Annotated in this window: 20 protein-coding genes, 1 tRNA gene and 1 other annotated feature; of the genes, 2 read left to right on the forward strand and 19 right to left on the reverse strand. The window is 39.1% G+C overall.

Translation table 11 applies throughout. From position 1 onward, the window contains the following. Positions 1-12 precede the first annotated feature (12 nt). The gene (locus ORH16_RS00965; RefSeq protein ID WP_265455412.1) at positions 13-1,077 is read right to left on the reverse strand and encodes a M24 family metallopeptidase; all 1,065 of its coding nucleotides are present in this window, start codon (positions 1,075-1,077) and stop codon (positions 13-15) included. Positions 1,078-1,274: 197 nt separating this feature from the next. Between ORH16_RS00965 and ORH16_RS00970 the strand changes: the two genes are divergently transcribed. Continuing rightward, entirely contained in the window at positions 1,275-1,529 is a 255-nt protein-coding gene (locus ORH16_RS00970) for a hypothetical protein (protein WP_265455414.1), read from the forward strand. Positions 1,530-1,662: 133 nt separating this feature from the next. Here the strand turns inward: ORH16_RS00970 and ORH16_RS00975 are convergent, their stop codons facing one another. From ORH16_RS00975 to ORH16_RS01055, 17 genes are all read right to left on the reverse strand, one after another. Next, entirely contained in the window at positions 1,663-2,046 is a 384-nt protein-coding gene (locus tag ORH16_RS00975; protein ID WP_265455415.1) for a DUF956 family protein, read from the reverse strand. Between the two features lie 176 nt (positions 2,047-2,222). Then, positions 2,223-3,134 carry a PTS system mannose/fructose/sorbose family transporter subunit IID gene (locus ORH16_RS00980; protein WP_265455417.1) on the reverse strand — a complete coding sequence of 304 codons (912 nt, stop codon included), beginning with the start codon at positions 3,132-3,134 and terminating at the stop codon, positions 2,223-2,225. A gap of 18 nt (positions 3,135-3,152) precedes the next feature. Continuing rightward, complete coding sequence (locus ORH16_RS00985) at positions 3,153-3,965, reverse strand: PTS mannose/fructose/sorbose transporter subunit IIC (RefSeq protein WP_265455419.1); 813 nt, start codon at positions 3,963-3,965, stop codon at positions 3,153-3,155. A 27-nt stretch (positions 3,966-3,992) separates the two neighbouring features. Beyond that, positions 3,993-4,979 (reverse strand): mannose/fructose/sorbose PTS transporter subunit IIA, encoded by a 987-nt coding sequence (locus ORH16_RS00990; RefSeq protein ID WP_265455421.1) that lies wholly within the window; start codon positions 4,977-4,979, stop codon positions 3,993-3,995. A 76-nt stretch (positions 4,980-5,055) separates the two neighbouring features. After that, positions 5,056-5,553 carry a PTS system mannose/fructose/N-acetylgalactosamine-transporter subunit IIB gene (locus tag ORH16_RS00995; RefSeq protein ID WP_265455423.1) on the reverse strand — a complete coding sequence of 166 codons (498 nt, stop codon included), beginning with the start codon at positions 5,551-5,553 and terminating at the stop codon, positions 5,056-5,058. A gap of 202 nt (positions 5,554-5,755) precedes the next feature. Beyond that, positions 5,756-8,584, reverse strand: a complete 2,829-nt coding sequence (locus ORH16_RS01000; RefSeq protein WP_265455425.1) for a sigma-54-dependent transcriptional regulator — start codon at positions 8,582-8,584, stop codon at positions 5,756-5,758. A gap of 296 nt (positions 8,585-8,880) precedes the next feature. Continuing rightward, positions 8,881-9,201: a P-II family nitrogen regulator gene (locus tag ORH16_RS01005; RefSeq protein WP_265455426.1), complete on the reverse strand. Its 321-nt coding sequence runs from the start codon at positions 9,199-9,201 to the stop codon at positions 8,881-8,883. A gap of 48 nt (positions 9,202-9,249) precedes the next feature. Beyond that, positions 9,250-9,561, reverse strand: coding sequence for a hypothetical protein (locus tag ORH16_RS01010; protein WP_265455428.1), 312 nt, complete (start codon positions 9,559-9,561; stop codon positions 9,250-9,252). Between the two features lie 21 nt (positions 9,562-9,582). Further along, on the reverse strand, positions 9,583-11,148 hold the full coding sequence (locus ORH16_RS01015) for a DUF1538 domain-containing protein (RefSeq protein ID WP_265455430.1): 1,566 nt from the start codon (positions 11,146-11,148) through the stop codon (positions 9,583-9,585). Positions 11,149-11,270: 122 nt separating this feature from the next. Continuing rightward, positions 11,271-12,023: a nucleotidyltransferase domain-containing protein gene (locus ORH16_RS01020; protein WP_265455432.1), complete on the reverse strand. Its 753-nt coding sequence runs from the start codon at positions 12,021-12,023 to the stop codon at positions 11,271-11,273. Positions 12,024-12,460: 437 nt separating this feature from the next. Next, on the reverse strand, positions 12,461-12,823 hold the full coding sequence (locus tag ORH16_RS01025) for a DUF805 domain-containing protein (protein WP_265455433.1): 363 nt from the start codon (positions 12,821-12,823) through the stop codon (positions 12,461-12,463). A gap of 429 nt (positions 12,824-13,252) precedes the next feature. Beyond that, positions 13,253-13,540, reverse strand: a complete 288-nt coding sequence (gene rpmA / locus ORH16_RS01030; protein ID WP_265456646.1) for a 50S ribosomal protein L27 — start codon at positions 13,538-13,540, stop codon at positions 13,253-13,255. 12 nt (positions 13,541-13,552) lie between these two features. Next, on the reverse strand, positions 13,553-13,894 hold the full coding sequence (locus ORH16_RS01035; RefSeq protein WP_265455435.1) for a ribosomal-processing cysteine protease Prp: 342 nt from the start codon (positions 13,892-13,894) through the stop codon (positions 13,553-13,555). A 24-nt stretch (positions 13,895-13,918) separates the two neighbouring features. Continuing rightward, complete coding sequence (gene rplU, locus ORH16_RS01040) at positions 13,919-14,227, reverse strand: 50S ribosomal protein L21 (protein WP_265455437.1); 309 nt, start codon at positions 14,225-14,227, stop codon at positions 13,919-13,921. 19 nt (positions 14,228-14,246) lie between these two features. Further along, positions 14,247-14,321: a sequence feature (ribosomal protein L21 leader region), on the reverse strand. 92 nt (positions 14,322-14,413) lie between these two features. Beyond that, the gene (locus ORH16_RS01045; protein ID WP_265455439.1) at positions 14,414-14,728 is read right to left on the reverse strand and encodes a hypothetical protein; all 315 of its coding nucleotides are present in this window, start codon (positions 14,726-14,728) and stop codon (positions 14,414-14,416) included. 46 nt (positions 14,729-14,774) lie between these two features. Beyond that, on the reverse strand, positions 14,775-15,782 hold the full coding sequence (locus tag ORH16_RS01050) for a GNAT family N-acetyltransferase (RefSeq protein ID WP_265455440.1): 1,008 nt from the start codon (positions 15,780-15,782) through the stop codon (positions 14,775-14,777). Continuing rightward, positions 15,772-16,320, reverse strand: coding sequence for a GNAT family N-acetyltransferase (locus ORH16_RS01055; RefSeq protein ID WP_265455442.1), 549 nt, complete (start codon positions 16,318-16,320; stop codon positions 15,772-15,774). Before ORH16_RS01055 ends, ORH16_RS01050 begins: the two co-directional genes overlap by 11 nt. Before the next feature lie 262 nt (positions 16,321-16,582). Here ORH16_RS01055 and ORH16_RS01060 point away from each other — a divergent pair. Further along, positions 16,583-16,656: transfer RNA gene (locus ORH16_RS01060), tRNA-Arg, on the forward strand. A 247-nt stretch (positions 16,657-16,903) separates the two neighbouring features. Here ORH16_RS01060 and ORH16_RS01065 read toward each other — a convergent pair. Then, complete coding sequence (locus ORH16_RS01065; protein WP_265455444.1) at positions 16,904-18,412, reverse strand: helix-turn-helix domain-containing protein; 1,509 nt, start codon at positions 18,410-18,412, stop codon at positions 16,904-16,906. Between the last annotated feature and the right edge of the window lie 577 nt (positions 18,413-18,989).

Raw genomic sequence — 18,989 nt, forward strand, 5'->3', positions numbered from 1 at the left:
AATTGGTTTACTCTATAAAATAATCAATTCCTTTGGTGAATGGGTCAAGACTTGATTGCCGTCTTTTGTAATCAACAAATCATCTTCAATCCGCACGCCGCCGATACCGGGTAGATAAATTCCAGGTTCATCAGTAATCACATTGCCTTGAACAAAGGCCTTATCTGCTCTAAAGGAAACATTTGGGCCTTCATGAATTTCAAGACCAATTCCATGACCCGTCGAATGACCAAAGGCTTCGCCGTAACCAAAAGAAGCGATATGTTCTCTGGCAACAGCATCCAATTGAATCCCAGTGATGCCTGGTTGCGCCACTTCAATCACCTTTAATTGCGCTTCTAAGACAATTTGATAGATTTCTTTTAGCTTGTCACCGGGATTGCCAATCGCAAAAGTCCGAGTCATATCAGATACATACCCTTGATAGTAGCACCCGAAATCTAGCGTAATCAAATCATTTTTTTCAATGATTTTTTCGCTGGCTACTCCGTGGGGCATTGCTGAGCGTAGACCGCTAGCAACAATCGTATCAAAGGAAACACTAGTAGCCCCTAAAGAGCGCATATAAAAATCCAATTCATTAGCAACTTGGATTTCTGTCATGCCGGGTTTAATAAAATTCAAAATATGTTTAAAGCCTTGATCTGCAATATCACAGGCCTTTTGAATTAAAGCCACTTCAGCTTCATCTTTGACTTCCCGTAAATCTTCCATTAAACCTGCGACTGGTACAAGTTCAGCTGAAATAATTTCTTCCAAAACAGAATACTCAGCAAAGCTGACAAAGTTTTCTTCAAAGCCCATGCTATTCAAATTATCTTTGTTGCTTAGATTGGCTACCTCATCAAAAATCGGCCCGCTGTTTTTGACAATCTCAAAGCCTGCTGCTTGTTTGCCAGCTTGCTCCGTGTAACGAAAATCTGTGACAAAATAAGCATTTTCTAAAGTTATCAACGCTAGACCGGTAGTGCCGGTGAAATTTGTGAAGTAGCGTAAATTGTAGGGACTAGTAATTAAAAAGCTGTCTAATCCCTCCGTTTTCATCATCTGCCGTAATTTTTCAACTCTTAAACTCATGTGATGGCCTCCTCTTAGTTTTCCTAACCTATTATAGCAGAAAAAAACACAAGTAAAATCTCCCAGCACTTTTTTCCCCAATACTTTTAGAAAAATTATGAAGATTTTTTCATTTTTATTTCATGGAGAAAAAGTTTTTTTCTTTCTCAGCTCCAGTAAACTAATTATATCAAGTTCATATAGAGGAGGAGTTCAAAATGGATCGTAAATTGTTGTTAAAATTAGCCGCTGGTGCCGGCACTTTAGTGGGAGCTGGCTTATTATTGGCCACCTTGTTTAGCTATTTAGAATATTATCGCTATGGTTTTTTCATTGATATGGAGGACCGTTTGGAATTATTTTTACCGGCAATTTTAGGGATTATTTTAATTGGCTTTGCGCTGTCACTACCGGCCCTATTTAAAAAATGGGCCAACACCAATCCAGAAGACAAGCATTGGAAGGATTTCTAACCCATTAGGTACCACCAACTTATCGACAAAGCTAACGCTGAACTGGAGGCTTACTAGATAAGTTGTTTAAATAAAAAAGCACGAGCTGGATAATTGGACCTGTTTTACAGGTTCAACCAACTTGTGCTTTTTATTATGACTGCTGTTTTTTGCCAAAGCGATTTTTTAAGCTGCGATTCAAAACTTGGAAAAAGCCTAATGAACGAACCATGTGATCAGCTGGCACATACTCTCTAATTGCCCGTAAAACCTTTTTGGGCTCTTTTGAGGCAAAGGTGAATAAACCATTTTGTTTGGTTCGAATAGCATAACGGGGAATCCATTTTCCTTTGAAAATCACCGAAGCGATGACCACATCGACTTCCTCCCAAGGAATTTGAATAAACTTGCGGGAATCCCTCGTATCATAATATTCAAACGCATTATCCCCTACCATGATTTTTCCATAGTTATTCATTCCCATAAAAGATTGTCCATCAATTGTTAAATCAACCTTGGTATTCAATGATTGTACCATCTTCATCGCTCCATTTCTTTCTTTTAGTATAAATGAGCCTGTTATAAATTTCTAATAAAAGGGACTATCACTTATCTGTAAGTAACACTCCTTAATTTAGAAAAACTGACAGGAGCCAGTTTAAGAATAGCTGTAAAACGAACTATTCTTAAACAAAAACCCCCGCAGAAAAAATCTTACATAATGTTTAAAACGTGTAAGCCAACACCGACTACAAATAGACCGATGATGATGATGATTGGAGAAATTTTCTTCTTCAATAACCACATACACAATAAAGTCAGAAGTAATGCAGCTAATCCAGGAATCAGACTGTCCAGATTATCTTGTAGGGTTGTCGTTTGAATATTAGACAAGGACAAACCTGAAGAATATTGTTCAATAGCTGATTTAATTCCCTCTGTACCGCTTGGTAATTTACTCCAATCGATGAAAGCACCATCAGATAATTGAACCTGTGAAACAACTGGTGTGAAGGAAACACTTACCCAGCGTTCAACGAGTGAACCTAGGACAAACATCCCTAAAATAGAAGCACCTTTAGTTACTTTTTGCAATAAACCGCCGGATAAATCTTCTGTGATTTTTGAACCAGCTTTGTAGCCAAATTCTTGTGTATACCACATGAAGGCCATCCGAATAATATTCCAAGCCACAAAGAAAATAATTGGGCCTAAAATACTGCCAGATAATGCTAGAGAAGCGCCAAGGGCACCTAACATTGGGCGCACAGTGAACCAGAAAACTGGGTCACCAACACCGGCCAAAGGACCCATCATGCCGACTTTAACCCCTTGAATTGCCACGTCATCAACTGGTGCGCCATTGGCCCGTTCTTCTTCCAAAGCCAAAGTTACCCCAAGGATTGGTGAAGCAATGTATGGGTGAGTATTAAAGAATTCCAAGTGACGTTTTAAAGCGGCACTGCGGTCTTCTTTGCTTTTGTATAATTTTTTAATTGCTGGAATCATTGAAAATGCCCAGCCACCGTTTTGCATCCGTTCATAGTTCCAAGAACCTTGAATGAAGGTTGAGCGTAGGAAAACGGAAGTACGATCTTTTTTAGTTAATTCGATTCTTTCTGCCATTTTTTTCTCCTCCGTTTCCTAATAGTCATTCAAGATGTCGCCTAAAGGATCGCCGGTGTTTGAACCGCCGCCGCCTGTAGAAGAACCTTGGTTTTCTGTAATGTTTAAGTAAATCAAAGCAATCGCAACAGCTAACGCACCAATTGCAATTAATGTTAATTCGCTGATAGCTGCAATGACAAAACCGATAACGAAGAATGGCCATACTTCACGAGTTGCCATCATGTTAATAACCATTGCATACCCAACAGCTACCACCATACCACCACCGATTGCCATACCATCAGTTAACCAAGCTGGCATTGAATTTAAAAATCCGCTAACTGTTGCAGCTGGGATTAATAATAAAGCGCCAGCAGGTAAAGCAATCCGGATACCTTGCATGATAACCGCAATAATATGCCATCTTTCAATTGCTTTGTAGTCACCTTTTTCAGCAGCCGCATCCATAAAGTGAACGATTGGCACAGCCAAAGTCCGAACAATCATGGTTAAGAATAAACCAGCGACAGCCAATGGAATCGCAACGGCAATGGCAGTGTCAACACCATTTTCGCCTTGTCCACCTAAAACTAAAATAATTGCTGAAGCAACTGAAGCTAAAGCCGCATCCGGTGCAACAGCGGCACCAATATTAGCCCAACCTAAAGCGATCATTTGCAATGATCCCCCAAGGATAATACAAGCTGTCAAATTACCAGTAACTAAGCCGATTAATGTACACGCAACTAATGGTTGATGGAATTGGAATTCATCCAAGATACCTTCCATACCAGCTAGAAATGCGACAAGAACGACCAGAATCATTTGAATAATATTTAAATCACCCATGGAATTTCTTACCTCCTAGTTAAACTTTTATTTAGCGTTTGCTAATTCATTTTTAGCTTTTTTCAAAATGTCGTCCATATTGTCTTTGGAATCGTTCGGCACTTTGCGGACATCAAATTTGATGCCTTTACTTTCTAGGGTTTCAAAAGCTTGAACGTCTTCGTCACCCATTGATAAAACTTTACTTACGACTACTTTACCGACTGAGTGAGCCATCGAACCGACATTGACTTCTTTAATGTCAACGCCGCCATCGACTGCCCGGACAACATCTTCCGGATTTTCAAACAACAATAAAGCTTTAGTGTCACCAAAACGAGGATCTTTAGAGATTTCAATCAGTTTTTCGATTGGGATAACATTGGCTTTTACCCCTGGAGGAGCAGCTTGTTCAATCAATTTCTTCCGTAAATCATCTTTTGATACCGCATCAGAGACCACAATAATCCGACTTGGGTTAACTGACTTGGTCCAAGCAGTTGCCACTTGACCATGAAGTAACCGGGAGTCGACCCGTGCTAACACAATTTTTAATTTGCCATCGCCTAATACCGTTCCTTCTGGAATTGGTCCGCTTCCCTTAGTTTCAGCTGGTGCCATTGCTTCTTTTGGTTCCAACTCTTCTGGGCGAATTCTAACTCCTTCTTTTGCTACGGTTAAGACATGGGCAGCAATTTCTTGAGCAGAAGTCATGCTAAAGCGTGAAGCATAAGCTTCAATCAGCATTGGCAAATTCAAACCGGCTACGATAGCCCATTTGTCTTTATGCTCTTCAAACAATGTATTGGCCTGGTTAAACGGTGTGCCTCCCCAAAGATCGACTAAGAACAATACTTCGTCTTCTTCATCGAAGGTAGCAATTGCAGCTTGTAGTTTTGCCTTTAAGTCATCAGGTCCTTCGCTTGGTTGTAAAGTAACAGCCTGCACTTTTTCCTGCTCGCCGAAAATCATTGAGCCGGATTGTAAAATGCCGTTAGCGAATTCGCCATGACTGGCAAGGATGATTCCTACCATTTTCTTTCCTCCTACAATTATTTTTTACTGATGCTAATAAATAATAAAATTAATTCAAAAATGCCGGCATCAGCAATTAGCTCAGCTTTTCTTTTTTTAACAAATCGGCCAAGCTGACCTTCCGATCTGCGGGAACTTTGCGGATTTCAATTTCAATACCTTGAGCTAAAAGATAATCGAACGCTTTTACATCCTCATCATCAATCGAGACAAAATTGGTAATCATTTTTTTGCCGGTGGTAAAACGCATCCCACCGATATTTAATGACGGCAACTCGACGCCTCTTCTGACGATTGCAGCGACATCTTGCGGATTGGTGAAAAGCAGCATGACTTTATGATTGCGAAACAACAAGTTATGGTAAACCTCAACCATTTTGTCAACAGTGATCACATTGGCTTTGACACCGGGTGGCACTGCTTGGCTCAATAAAAACTTTCGCAAATCATCTTTGGCAACTTCATCGCTAACCACTAAAATTCTTTCGACCCCGGTTGTGCGGGACCAAACGGTTGCAACTTGACCGTGAATTAAGCGGTCATCAATCCTCGCAAGACGAATATCCATGCTCATCTTGAAATCCTCTTCAGGTTACTATTAAAAATCTAAAAAATTTTTGGATTTTCAACCTCGCCCTCTTTCCATAAATATATAAAGCAAGTTCCGTGCCAAAATACACTATAACAAAAAAATAACTAAATCAGCATTTCTTACAATACACAAAAAGGATACACTAAAACAGTGTATCCTTTTTGTGTATTGTTGCGCTGTATTTTCAAACTTGATTATTGATAAATTGCAAAACAAAAAATTCTTCCACCTCGGGAACTTCTAGATGGAGGCTGGTATTAATTTTTTGGGTCAACTGATGCAGCTTGTTATAGGCTGGATTCTTTTTCATTTCCTGTAACTCATGTTGATTCACCGTCAAAGTTTCTTTTAAAATAATCCGTTCAATCGCACCAGCTAAATGGATAACTAAATTAATATAGGTTGAGTAATCCATAGGATGGTCGAAGAATGTGTCAAACAGCTCATCGGTAAACTGCCACAAAGGCTCAATAATTTTCTTACCGTTAATAAATGTAAAACTTTCCAGTATATAGTCGACGGCAATTTGTTTGGCAGAGCTTTCCGTCAGCTCAATTTCTTGAATTTGGTGTAAATCATTTTCCAGTAAAAGATTTTCCAGCAGCAGTTCAACATCTTGATTGATAAAATTTTCTAATGGCAAAAATGGCGCATTGATTTTGGGATCAAGAATTCCTGTGACTGCGACAATTTCACTGTTTTTTTGCAGCTCTTGGATTTTTTCTTCTGCGGCCATCACAGAGGTAGTCGCTACCTGAATGTTTTTAACCGCTGACGTCTGCAGTGCCTTCTCAATAATTTCCTTGATGCGTTGAGCAGTTCCCTCGCCAGTCGTACAAATTGCCAAAATTACTTTATCCTCAGCGATGACACTTTTTTCTTCATTCGTTGTTGTCAGCTGACCATAACCTTGAAATTCTTTAAGGGATTCAAACAATTCGGCCAAATCCGTCCCTAAAACTGACGCTTTTCGTTCAGCCTCCAAAACAAGAGGTGTAGTGACCATATCTAAGGAACGCACCATGACACCTGTCTCTTTTCTGATATTATCAGCAAAGGAAGTTAACGATCCCATGTCCACCAATAGCAAAACACCATTGCCTTCATTGGCATCGACGACTTTTTGTTTTAATTTTTCATAGGCAACAGTCGGACTCATATCAAGGGGCATATCGACTGCCTGTAAGCGGTCAGTACCCAGTAATTTGTTGACTACTTGCGCCATGCTGCTGGCAGTGCTAATACCATGAGCGGCGATGACCACGCCCACACGACCGGCACTCTTACGATGTTTTAATGAAATCAGCAACACCGTTAAATAATAAATTTCATTTTCGGCGACTGTCACCGAAAACTTTTCTTCTATTAAATGATGGATATAGGTAGCAGCTTTCATTTCCTTTGGAAAGCCAGCAGCCATCTCTTTAATATTGTCATTGGTCACTCGCTCTTCACCTAAGCTCATCTTTCTTAAAAGAGAGCTGATGTGCAGACTAAAGGCGTAAATAAAATTTTGCTGAAAGACTGGGCCGAATGTCTTCGTGGCATAGGCTAAAATCTCTTCCGTCAAATCAATCACCTGAGGCTCGACAAAATCCCCCAGCTTATTATCGGATTCAAAGGTGAAGCCATGATTTTTATAAAATGATTTCAAATGAATATTAATATCTGTCGAAATAAATTGATTGATAACATCTTGACTTAACCCATCCGCCTTTAACAAAGCGGCTTTATCGCCGATAATATCATATAAATTATAGGGTAGCTCATAGGAGTCGCTTTGAAAACGCAATGCCGGCTCGTTGGGATCTACCGTCATTTTGGGTTCTAAATATTTAGCCATCTCCGCTAAACGATTACGATCACCGGCTAATTCGATTAAACCGCTGCGGATATTTTCTGATAAATCCTCGACGGTAATGGTGATTTCCTCGTTGCTCATCTGATTCATAAAAGCCCGGGCACAGACTAGCTGGATATTGGATTTCAATTGACCGATATTACCATAGGTAACGCTACCAATCAGCGCCTTAACAACATCCTCCATTACACTGATGCGCCGTTGGATGCGGCCGGCTTCAATCGCCATCATAATCCGCACCAAATCGATTTGCTCCTCCGCCGGCCGTTCATAAAATGGCGGCAGCTGAATATTAATCGGAATCCTTCTCACAAATGTTTCCAATAAAGAAGAAGAAGGATCTTCGGTAGTAGCTCCTAAAATCCGTACATCCGCTCGGCGATTTTTAGAATTTTCCCCCAAACGATTATAGGTGCCATTGTCCATAAAATAGAAAATCATTTCCTGACCTTCTGGCGGCAAGCGATGAATCTCATCTAAAAAGAGCATCCCGCCATCAGCTTGTTCAATGATTCCTTGTTTGTCTTCATTTGCGCCGGTAAAGGCACCCTTCACATAGCCAAATAAATGACTCATCAACAACTCAGGATTATTAGCATAATCCGCACAGTTAAAGACAATCAATTCATCCCTTTGAGCAATCACTTCATTGGCCTTGGCAAATTCAAACATCGCATGGGCAAAATGCGTTTTTCCAGAGCCCGTCGGACCGGTGATTAAACAATTTAACCCTTTTGGAGGATATAAAATTGCCGCCTTCGCCTGATCGATGGGATTTTTCATCGAGCCTTTGGAACCCACCAGTCGGGAAAAAATATCCTTCATCGGCGTCTCTTGACTGCCGACAAATTTTGGCTGGAGTTTAGCTAAATTATTTTCTTTATAGCTAGGCACATATTTTTCGACCTTGGCGGGTGCTGGATTAGCTACCGTCTGTTGATTGCCGCTAAAATAATAACGAACAGGACGCTGATTCGTCTTTTCGATATAGCCATCCCGCACCAATTGATTTAAATCTTTACTACTATTGGTCCGCTGAATTTCTAAGGCCTCAGCCACTTCGTTTGTTGTCACGCCGAGATATTGGTTCGTTTGAGGATCTTTTACCGTTTGCTTTTTTACAAAAGCCAACACCTTATCCACTCGTGCCATTTTCCCACCTCCTAAAAAACCCTTGTATCGTACCTGAAATTCCTGATTTCGTCTAGCTTTTTATAACACATCTCTTTAGTCCTTTCAAATATTTTACTTTTTAGCAGTAGCTTTACGTGAAAAAAAAGAAGCTGAAACACTAGTCTTTTAACAGATGAAATCATGAACAATAGTAGTTTGCTTCTACGGTCCAATAGGTCCTCGTCGCAAATTGACAATAGCTAGCAGTTTCTATTAGTTATTGTTCGTAAAGTTCAGTTCTGTTTTGACTAATGTCACAGCCTCAATGGATTAAATTAGTGTTGGCTAATTCCAATGGCGTCTGTAACTGGGATTGAAAAACAAATACAATTGGCTTCTGTATTGAAACCGACTTTTTCTTTGACCGCCTGCATGATTTTTTCGCAGGTCTCATCATCTGTTAAAAACAAAATGATTTCCCGCTCAGAATCAATCGTGATTCCCATAAAGACTTGATGGCGAGCCCCTTCTCCGCGAGCATTCAAAATGGTTGCTCCGCCAGCCCCAACCTTTCGGGCCACTTCCACCACATCATCAGCGTACCCCGCTGTACAAATGACGTGCAGTGCCTTTTGAATTTTCGTTTCATCAATCATAGTTATTCTCCTATTATCAAGATTTTCAATTTTGTTTAAAAAGAGACCTTAAAAGACAATATTGTCCACCGGTGAGGAAAAAGCAATTCCGGTATTCGGCTGATCGAAATGGCACTCGGTAATTAACAGCTTATAAATTTTTTCCTTTTGATCGTTGCGAATGATGCAGTTGATGACAGTTTTCTCTTCCTCCGGCGTCAAGCCCAAAAGCATTTCTAAATAATTCTGGCTGACCGTCCCTTGACCATAACTTGTGGTGATAATTGGACAGCGGTTATCCGTCAACAATGTCAACACCCGGTCCTTTTTGCGACGGCCGGTGATAATGGTCATCATCGAAATCTTTTTTGGATTTTTCATCCCAGCTAACCTCCCTGCACTTTAATCTTCAGCTAATTCGTCACTGTCATCTTCGCCCTCTAAATATTCTTGAATCCGGGCTAACTCGTCAGCGGCATCGGCTTTCTCAATTTTTTGACTGCGGCTACTGTAAATAATACCCAAAACCTGCACGGCAATCAACGGTGTCACCGAAATAAATGCAATAATCCCAAAACCATTGGTCAAAATCGACTGGGCCGTCTCCGGATTTCGCATCGCAACTGCCTGCGCTATCCCTAATGTCAGCGGCGTCAAAAAAGCTGAGGTCAACGCGCCACCAGTTACCCCGCCAGAATCAAAGGCTAGGCTGGTAAATAATTTTGAAGTAAACTTCATCAAAACTAATGCAATGACATACAAAGGCAACAAGAAATACATAATTTTGATACCTGTCAAAATTTTAACAACTGACAAGACAACGGCACAACCAATTCCTAAAGCTAAGGTGATGCGAATCGTCATTTTTTTGATATGACCATTTGTCAATTCCTCCAGCTGATCGCCTAATACGGTTACAGCTGGTTCTGACAATGTAATCGCCATTCCTAAGAAGAAACTGATTAATAAAAGCAGCCCTTGATAATACTGAGGCTTTGCGGGATCCAAAAAAACTTCCCCTATGTATTTGCCAGCAAAAGCAAAACCATAATCAATTCCCGTTAAAAAGACTAATAAGCCAAAATAAACTGGAATACTACCAAATAAAATACGGGCAAACCGTTTCTTCGGTAATTTAACAATAAAAAGCTGAAAGGGAATAAAAACTAAAATAACTGGGAAAAGAGCCAATGCGACATCCACAATGTTGCCTTGTAAAATATCTAAAAATCTTCCCGAGACAACCGGATCATAAGTTTGATCTAATTGCAGTACGCCATTATTTTTCAAATAAATATACAAGCCATACAGAAAAATTGCAATAATCGGTCCCACCGAAGTAATGCCGATAATTCCAAAGGTTTCATCATTGGACTTATGGCGGCTCATCGTTTGAGATACCCCGATACCTAGCGCCAAAATAAATGGCACCGACACATCCCCGGTAGTCGCACCACTGGCATCAAAAGCCAACCCGATAAATCCCTCTGGTACAAATAAAACCATTGCAAAAACAATCGCGTAAAGCAGTAGAAAAACTTTTTTAATATCCCAGTTTTTCATCAAGCGCATCAAAGCAAAGCCAACGGATACACCCGTTCCTGTACTCGCCAGCCACACAAACGGCCGAATCCCCACATCATCAATCACCAAATGTGTCTGCCGCGCCAATACTTCGAGCGCCGGCTCAGCCACTGTCACAACAAAACCAAACACAACCCCAAACAATACAATAATCCATAAATTTTTCAGTTTGATTAGAGACTGCCCGACAATTTTGCCAATCGGTAAAATGCTCGCCTCCAAGCCCACTAAAAATAACGTTTGACCAATAACTACACTGGCATAGCCTACTAATAGCCGCAAATAATCTCCCATATCATCAAAGGGTGCAATAATTACACAGACAATCATGACAATGATGGCTAGTGGCAGGGATGACAGAATGGTCTCCTTTAGAGTAGTCACTAACTGTTTAATGACCCATCACCTACTTTCTCTATTTTTCACAACACTCTCCTTCTTATTTAAAGTATAACATTAATTTAAAAACGCATTCAAGTTTAATCGTTTGAAGAAAAACGATTAAATTACTGAATGAATTTTAAAAAGGCTGCATTTAGTTGTTGCCAGTCAGTTACGGATTCCTGTGGTAATTTTTTAGCCTGATTCTCCATAACACTGATTTGTTCTTCAATGTATTCATTTAAGACGACGACTTTCGGAACCAGCTCTAGCTCATTGACGGCCATTTTTATTTCCAATAGCTCATCTACCGCCAAGCGTAAATTTTGCGGTAATTCAGCCGCTAGTAGTTCACTAAAAGACATCGGTGGATTGGTATTTTCATCAAGAACCCATTGGCCCGCTAAAATCGGCCGCAAAACATAAAAATATTTCTTAGCCTTCACCAAATCCCCCTTCAGATAATCACGATAATTGGTACTCGCCATGTGCCAGTAATGATACAAGGATTTCTTTTGCGAAAAATAAGCAGGTAACAATTCTTTTAACTGGCTAAATTTTTCATTTTGATAATAGACAATCGGTGAGGCACACCACTCAAATAAGGTCGGATTCGAGCGTTGCAAGAGCTTCAAAGCTTTTTTAATATCCCAACCATTGATATCCAACGTCTCATCTAACTGCCACTCAATCACATCCCGCATTTCATCCAGGCGCGGATAGTCTTCTGCCTTGCGCACGTACAAAAAACGTACATCATAATCGCTGTCCGGTGAAGCAAATCCCCAAGCCCGACTACCCGACTCCACAGCTAAAATAATTTCCACTTGTTCGCGTTCTTCAATCTTTTTTAATTTTTCTAGAATAATTTTCTCCATCTCTCCACCCCTTAGCTGGTCACATTTTTTTATTTTCATACTCAGACTTGATAAGCTGAAAAATTTTGTTAACGTTCACCACTTCTGAATAGACTCATATAAAGATTGTACCAAAGATTTGAAAATTTAGAATTAGTAAAAAGCCAGTCTTCACTTCAACGTGAAAACTGGCAGGTTGATATGAGAATCTTTATCCTTGAACCCCTTTTAAACTCACTTTAATTGTTCTTAAACAGTGATTACTATGAAAAATTTCATTTTTTCAATAATCGCTAGCCTACGCCGCTAATTTCCAAAAGACTTCGACTGAATTATTGAAAACTGTCGAAAATTGTGGCTCTTGACATAACTAAAATACACACTTGAAAAAAATCATCAAGTTCGGTAATCATGAAAGTCCACAAAAACTTAGGAAGCTTGCCCCAATAAATATTTGACTAAAAAAATGATTGATTGACCGGCCATCTGGTATCCTCCACACTGGGTAAAAGCATCTGGATAAAGATAATCAGCGACCCAATCCTTGGCAATAAATACAGGAGAAGCCACCAATTGCTATGGTCTCGATCATGCAATCTTCTAGCTCTTATCGAAAAATTCGCAATCCAAATAGCAAACATTAAAATCGACAGCCCCATGTAAAAAAAACTCGAATACCTAAATGAAAAAAGTTCACTGGCAAATAGATAAACAACAACCACAATAATATTTACAAGTTGTGGCCACCAAAACTGACTTCTTGTCGCTCGTCCCTCCATATTAAACATATTTCTCCAATACTCCTTGTATGCATTTGCCATTTCCCCACTCCCCTTTTTAATTTAACTATTCCATATAAATATTATTCAGTCAATAAAAATAATTAAAAATTTATTTTTCGAGAAATTTTTAGTTGTCTTAGCAGGAGTTTTCCACTCTAATCGAGAATAGAAAATTAATTTTTGTGGTTTCCATTGCACAGTATTAAATCAGATTGCTCCCGCAAAGTTGCAGACATAGGTAGATTCTATCGGGAAGCGTTTTGAATTTTTTTAAGCAACAGTTCTATACAGCTTTTTATTAATTTAAAATGTAAATCTTGTATTTTTAGACGAATGCAAAATAATTTATTTCTGATGAAAAAGCTACAATATTTAGGAAGCTTCAGTGTGCTAAGTCCGCAAGAAAAATGAATAAATAAAAAAAGCCCCATCCCTTGCCATGCAAGAGATAGAACTCTATTTTAAAAATTATTGAGCTACTGGATAGACACTCACTTGTTTTTTGTCGCGGCCTTTGCGCTCGAAACGCACAACGCCGTCAACTTTAGCAAATAATGTGTCGTCGCCACCGATACCAACGTTAGCACCAGGGTAAATTCTTGTACCGCGTTGACGGTAAAGGATTGAACCACCAGAAACAGTTTGGCCATCAGCACGTTTCGCACCTAAACGTTTAGATTCTGAATCACGTCCGTTAGATGTAGAACCGCCACCTTTTTTGTGGGCGAATAATTGTAAGTTCATTGTTAATAACATGGTCTGCACCTCCTATTGATTGGTTGTAATAATTTCGACAAAATCTGGATACTCAGCTTCAGTTGCCTGAAGACCTAAGAGCAGATTTTCCAATAAAATCTGAGCAATATTTCTTTGTTCAGCCGTAATATTCTCCACCATTTCGACATGAAGGTAACCACCTTCTGTATCGTTGGTTTCGATTTTCGGCGCAAATCCAGCCAAAGCATCAATGCCATTGACTCCACTGATTGCCAGTGCAGATACCGCAGAACAAACGATATCGCTACCGTAAGGACCAGCCTCTGCATGACCAGTTAAAGTAAAAGCTTGAATCCGACCAGAATCACTCCGCATAAAAGTACCCTTGATCATTTACTGGGCCTTCCTTCATCGCTATTAAGCGTTGATTGCGTTGATAACAACTTTTGTGTAAGGTTGACGATGACCTTGTTTGCGGTGAGAATGTTTTTTAGGTTTGTATTTGAAAGTTACGACTTTCTTTTGTTTGCCGTGTTTTTCAACAGTTCCTTCAACAGTTGCACCAGCTACAGTTGGCGCACCAACTTTAGTAGTGTCACCACCGACCAAAATCACTTCATCAAAAACAACTTTTTCGCCAGCTTCAACAGCTAACTTTTCTACGTAGATGGCTTGACCAACTTCAACTTTCAATTGTTTGCCACCAGTTTTAATAATTGCGTACATGCTTAACAGCACCTCCTTAAATTAGACTTAGACTCGCCATCCCAAGTGACAATTGCTTGTGCTTAAGACTTGTTCTGAGCGGTTGTAGCTGTGGAGACCACAATTACAACAGTACAATAGTATCAAAAAAAGAATTCAGCGTCAATGAAAATATATGAAAACTTTTCTAAAAGAAGCGACGACTCTTTAATGTTTAGCAACAATTTTCTTAATGGCATCTGCTAAGTCCCGCATAAAAAAAGCGGGATTTTTTTCAAAGGCTGCTACAAAGGAACCCTCAGGCAGCGTCAGCTGGTCAAGAGGCTGACCTAAAACATCTTTGATGATGATACTTTCATCTAGCTGGCCCCAGTCAACAGACCAGTAGTGGCCTTCTAAGTCACCATCAAACATCGTTTGAACTTCTTCTAATAAAAATTTTAAAATGGCACTCCGGCGACTGGCATCCCCTAAATGTTCTGTGTTCCAAGTTTGCCACTGCTGAATTTCTGTTTCGTACATTTTTAAGCCCCCTAATCGCTGTATTATCCCACGATTGTTCGAAAAACTAAAGGGTAAGGTCTAGCTGCATCGTAACAAATGGATAGTGACCACCATTGGTTGCTTGTAAATACTCGCCGGTTTTGACAAAACCGACATTTTGATACAACTTCTGGGCCCGTGTATTAAATTCAGCAACGGCCAAGTTGACCCGCTTCACAGAGTAATTTTCTTGAATGAAAGCCAAAATCAACTGAAAAAATTCTTTTCCTAATCCCTGACCAGTTAAAGCAGGTCTCATGCCCAAACCGAAAATAATTTCATCGGAATTTTCTGCTGGTTCCAAAACAAAATAACCAAACAATTCTCCTGCCTTGATTACTTGATAATAGCTGTCCCCCCGCTGCTTAGCATCCATCATCTCCTCATAATCTTCAGGATCAGCGCTTAAATCATAAAAAGTATACTCTGCTGGATAGTGCCATTGCTTGGCAATCATCTCTGCATTAGCCTGCGTCAGCGGGCTAATTTTAAAATCAGCCCTTTCATATAGTACCTGCAAGTCCTCCCAATGGGCTTTTGTCATAAAGTATTCATTGGAGCTGAAAGTTTTTTGCAAGCTAGGGGAGCTGTAACTGCCAGCTTGTTCAAATTGAAAACCCAAACCTTCTATTAAGTTTTGTGAGGCTTGATTTTCTGTAAAACAACAGGCGTAAACTTTTGTTACCTGTTGTGAAAAAACGTCTGTCAGAACAAGACTTACCACAGACTTCATAATTCCCCGCCGTTGAAAATCCGGGTGTAAAACAAAACCTAGTTCTTTAATTTGTGGATCATGATCTTCAGAATCATCATGCACCGTGATATGCCCAATCACCTGCAGTGTTTGCTTGTCTTCAATCCCATAGGTTTGCTGATTGTTCAACAAATTTTGCAGCATCGCTTCTGCCTCCGCCAAAGAGCCGGCATGTCGCCAGCCGGCTGCCTCTCCTAGACCCGAAATTTTTGTATAAGCATAAAAATCAGCTAAATCTGTTTCTTGAAAGGGTCGTAATCTAACTTGACTAGTTTCCATTTTTATAAGTTGCCTCCTGAATAGTTTGTAAATATTTTTCTCGTGTCATCACGTAATCAATCATTTGAAATGTCTGCTGTAAAGTTGGCGAAGTGTAACTGCTGGTCCCAGAAAAAGTGAAGCCCAGCTTTTTAATTAAAGCCTTGGAAGCCTCATTGTCTTCAAAAAATCCGGCATACACTTTCTCTATCCTCCGATTGAATAATTCTGCCAAAACAACCGCCACAGCTTCAAAAATAATTCCCCGCCGCCGATAATCTGGATGCAACACAAAACCTAATTCTTTTTCCTTGGAATCATTGGCTGCCGACTCATCATGGATTGTCAAATGCCCAATCACCCTACCCGTTTTTTTGTCCCCAAGAGCAAAAGCAAAAGGATTATTAATCAAGCTTGGCAAATCTTCTGCCGCCTCAGCCAAATTTTCTAAATGGCGCCAACCCGCAGCTTCTCCCAAGCCTGGTATTTTCGCATACTGATAAAAATCTTCTAAATCCGTTTCTTTAAACCGCCGCAATAAAACCTGTTGTGTTTCCATACTCCTTCACCTCACACCACTCTATAAATAGTGTACTAAATTTTTTATCAAAATAGTGGCTTTTTTCCTGAAACAATTTCTTTTTGAAAATAAAAGACTTTCACCAACTCCTCAACAAAAATTTCTTTAGAAAAATCATTCAGTGACCACCGTGTTATTTTGTTAAAAATAAATGTTGAAACACTGCTGCAGTTCTGGTAAAATCATTGATGTTGCTAAAGTAAAAGCAGCTCACAATTGAAACGCCTTTACTTCTGCTGATGTCATAGTAGCTCAGCCGGATAGAGCATCCGCCTTCTAAGCGGACGGTCGGGGGTTCGAATCCCTCCTGTGACGTAAATAGAAACCTTCAGAAACAAAAAAAGTCTTTAAAACCCTATTTATTCGGGGTTCTAAAGACTTTTTTGTTTGCTTATAATTACTAGAAAACTTCTCGAATGCAAATTTTTTGCATTGTTTAGTGAGTGCTCATTTAAAAAAGGAACAAATAAAAATCGTATCCCAATCTGCAACCCCTCCAGCCGTTTAAAATTCAATCAACATTGAACCTGTATTGCTGAAAAAAATGGCAGTCAAGCTTTCTTCAGGCCGAGGGTAGCACCTTGTACCAGTTTTTCTTAGACTTTTTTGACGCATGCCGCCGTTTTTCAACCTCCATGCGAAGGGTTGAAATATTTTGAACAGTCGGAATGTCCCGCATCACAATCAAGCGATCCTTCGGGACATTTTGCAGCAAATAATTAGCGACAAACAAATCACACTCAGGAAGATTGTCTTTTGTTAATGTGTGAAAGTCATTATTCAAAGGAACGATTATTATTTTAGAATTGAAAATTTGCCAGAAATAATCTGTCAATGCTTGAATATGTGCTGGCCCGAGGTTGCTGCAGATTCCTACTTTAATAGCTTGACGATTATGCTGTAGCATCTCCGGCAGACCTTCCCAAAAAATCAAAATTTTGCATAAAATATCATCATAATAATTGCATATATCTAGTATGTGGTACTTTTTCCCAATAGCTAAAATGAGCTGCTCAATCAACTCAGAAAAATCGTGATAATTCATTTCAACGGTTGGCCGAGAAAAGTTATTTCGCTGATAAAATATGTAACGAGGATACGGGTAAATTTTATGCTTAAGATACGTTGAGATAAATAAATTTTTAATTCGATAACGGCTTAAATCATCAATAGTCAAATTTGCTTTTTTGACAATTTGTTCAATAAAATCAGCGGCAGCTAACTGGAGACGTTCCTCTTCAGCTGGATTATCCCAACTGACCTCTTTCCAAAATAGCGTCAATAAGAAATCCTTTTTAACCAGCGGCAAGTTTTCTGTAGAAACTGCTTCAAATTTATTTTGTAGTTGCAGGAGGTACTCATCCAATATCTGATTAGTTTGAAGGAAACCAATCTTTTTTAAAGATTTTTTTGACTCGATGAAATTCCCCTGTTGTATACGAATCAGTGCAACACAGGCTGTAAAAGAGCTCTCATATAGTTCTACATTGTTCAAATTAAGTTTCAACTCATGGTTTAAAGTCTTGAGAATTCCTGAAATTGTTCTCTGATCAAAAGGAAAAGGCCATTCTCGAAAACCATAGGCTTCTATAAAATAATTCCGGAAAAAAATCCGCAATTGTTCCTCATTTGTCCCCTTCAAATTGAATGGATTTTTTTCTAGAATAATCCCAAAATCTCGTAATTTGCGGCTTAGACGCACTCCCATACGATATAGACTAGAGTTACTGACAAATAGATGATTTTCCCAGTATTTTGAATTTTTATTGGGCTTGAAAAAGACTCCCTCCAACAATTGAAACTCTAACGAATTTTTTAGAATATCACTATAAATTGTCTGAACAGTTTGATTCCCATTTTCCATCACACGGAGCCCGGTTTTCGTATTAAGGTCAATCTTTAAAACTTCCGGCCAGTTTTCCTGAAAAAAATCCAAGTCACTAATGATAGTCTTATTTGTGGTATTTAGTTGGCGGGATAAGGAATCTAAGCTTACTCGTTTAAAAGATGTAAATAGTAAATTTAGCAAAGAGATGCGTCGATTCATTGTCGTGTTCAAAACTGCTTTCATAGTTTGATTTCCTTTCTGATTCATATAATCATAAAAAATTGGCAGATACGCTAAGAAAAATGCCTTCACCTCCCTTTAAATGCGCTTATAAAAAATACAAAGTGCGTATTTATAAATATAATTTTAGCTTTTATAAAAAAGCTCATTTTATCTACCAATAAATTCATTTTTATGCTTTTTTATGGAGAATAAAATAGAAGCAGAACCCTGTCAATTTTTGATAAAGTGACAATCAGAATCCTTGAAAAAACTCAGCAATTGTGAATTGTTTAGTGTGTTGATTTATGTGTTCCCTTCTGTTTAAGTTATCTTAAAAAAGGCCAAGCTTAGCATTGGTTCTGGAAGTCAATTTTATAACAATTTATATTATTTATCGATTGGATTAAGAACGAACATCTTTTAAATATTTTTTTATCAGTCGCATAAAAAAAAATGATACCGGTCAATTTTAGTATTTCCATAAACATAATTGATTGCAATCTGCAATTTCGATTTTTAAGACCACTCTTAGCTGCTATTCGTTAAACAATCTATTAGTAGCTAGTCATATGCGATAAATTTCAATGGATGTTTGAAA

Source organism: Enterococcus sp. HY326 (assembly GCF_026157065.1).
Classification (GTDB): domain Bacteria; phylum Bacillota; class Bacilli; order Lactobacillales; family Enterococcaceae; genus HY326.

Bases quoted from the DNA above. Each gene is read 5' to 3' on its own strand.
- ORH16_RS01045 (WP_265455439.1), bottom strand. From the start codon at position 14,728: ATGTACGAAACAGAAATTCAGCAGTGGCAAACTTGGAACACAGAACAT.
- ORH16_RS01065 (WP_265455444.1), bottom strand. From the start codon at position 18,412: ATGAAAGCAGTTTTGAACACGACAATGAATCGACGCATCTCTTTGCTA.
- ORH16_RS00965 (WP_265455412.1), bottom strand. From the start codon at position 1,077: ATGAGTTTAAGAGTTGAAAAATTACGGCAGATGATGAAAACGGAGGGA.
- rpmA (WP_265456646.1), bottom strand. From the start codon at position 13,540: ATGTTATTAACAATGAACTTACAATTATTCGCCCACAAAAAAGGTGGC.
- ORH16_RS01035 (WP_265455435.1), bottom strand. From the start codon at position 13,894: ATGATCAAGGGTACTTTTATGCGGAGTGATTCTGGTCGGATTCAAGCT.
- ORH16_RS01020 (WP_265455432.1), bottom strand. From the start codon at position 12,023: ATGGAGAAAATTATTCTAGAAAAATTAAAAAAGATTGAAGAACGCGAA.
- rplU (WP_265455437.1), bottom strand. From the start codon at position 14,227: ATGTACGCAATTATTAAAACTGGTGGCAAACAATTGAAAGTTGAAGTT.
- ORH16_RS01005 (WP_265455426.1), bottom strand. From the start codon at position 9,201: ATGATTGATGAAACGAAAATTCAAAAGGCACTGCACGTCATTTGTACA.
- ORH16_RS01050 (WP_265455440.1), bottom strand. From the start codon at position 15,782: ATGGAAACTAGTCAAGTTAGATTACGACCCTTTCAAGAAACAGATTTA.
- ORH16_RS00995 (WP_265455423.1), bottom strand. From the start codon at position 5,553: ATGAGCATGGATATTCGTCTTGCGAGGATTGATGACCGCTTAATTCAC.
- ORH16_RS01055 (WP_265455442.1), bottom strand. From the start codon at position 16,320: ATGGAAACACAACAGGTTTTATTGCGGCGGTTTAAAGAAACGGATTTA.
- ORH16_RS00980 (WP_265455417.1), bottom strand. From the start codon at position 3,134: ATGGCAGAAAGAATCGAATTAACTAAAAAAGATCGTACTTCCGTTTTC.
- ORH16_RS00990 (WP_265455421.1), bottom strand. From the start codon at position 4,979: ATGGTAGGAATCATCCTTGCCAGTCATGGCGAATTCGCTAACGGCATT.
- ORH16_RS00975 (WP_265455415.1), bottom strand. From the start codon at position 2,046: ATGGTACAATCATTGAATACCAAGGTTGATTTAACAATTGATGGACAA.
- ORH16_RS01025 (WP_265455433.1), bottom strand. From the start codon at position 12,823: ATGGCAAATGCATACAAGGAGTATTGGAGAAATATGTTTAATATGGAG.
- ORH16_RS01000 (WP_265455425.1), bottom strand. From the start codon at position 8,584: ATGGCACGAGTGGATAAGGTGTTGGCTTTTGTAAAAAAGCAAACGGTA.
- ORH16_RS00985 (WP_265455419.1), bottom strand. From the start codon at position 3,965: ATGGGTGATTTAAATATTATTCAAATGATTCTGGTCGTTCTTGTCGCA.
- ORH16_RS01010 (WP_265455428.1), bottom strand. From the start codon at position 9,561: ATGAAAAATCCAAAAAAGATTTCGATGATGACCATTATCACCGGCCGT.
- ORH16_RS00970 (WP_265455414.1), top strand. From the start codon at position 1,275: ATGGATCGTAAATTGTTGTTAAAATTAGCCGCTGGTGCCGGCACTTTA.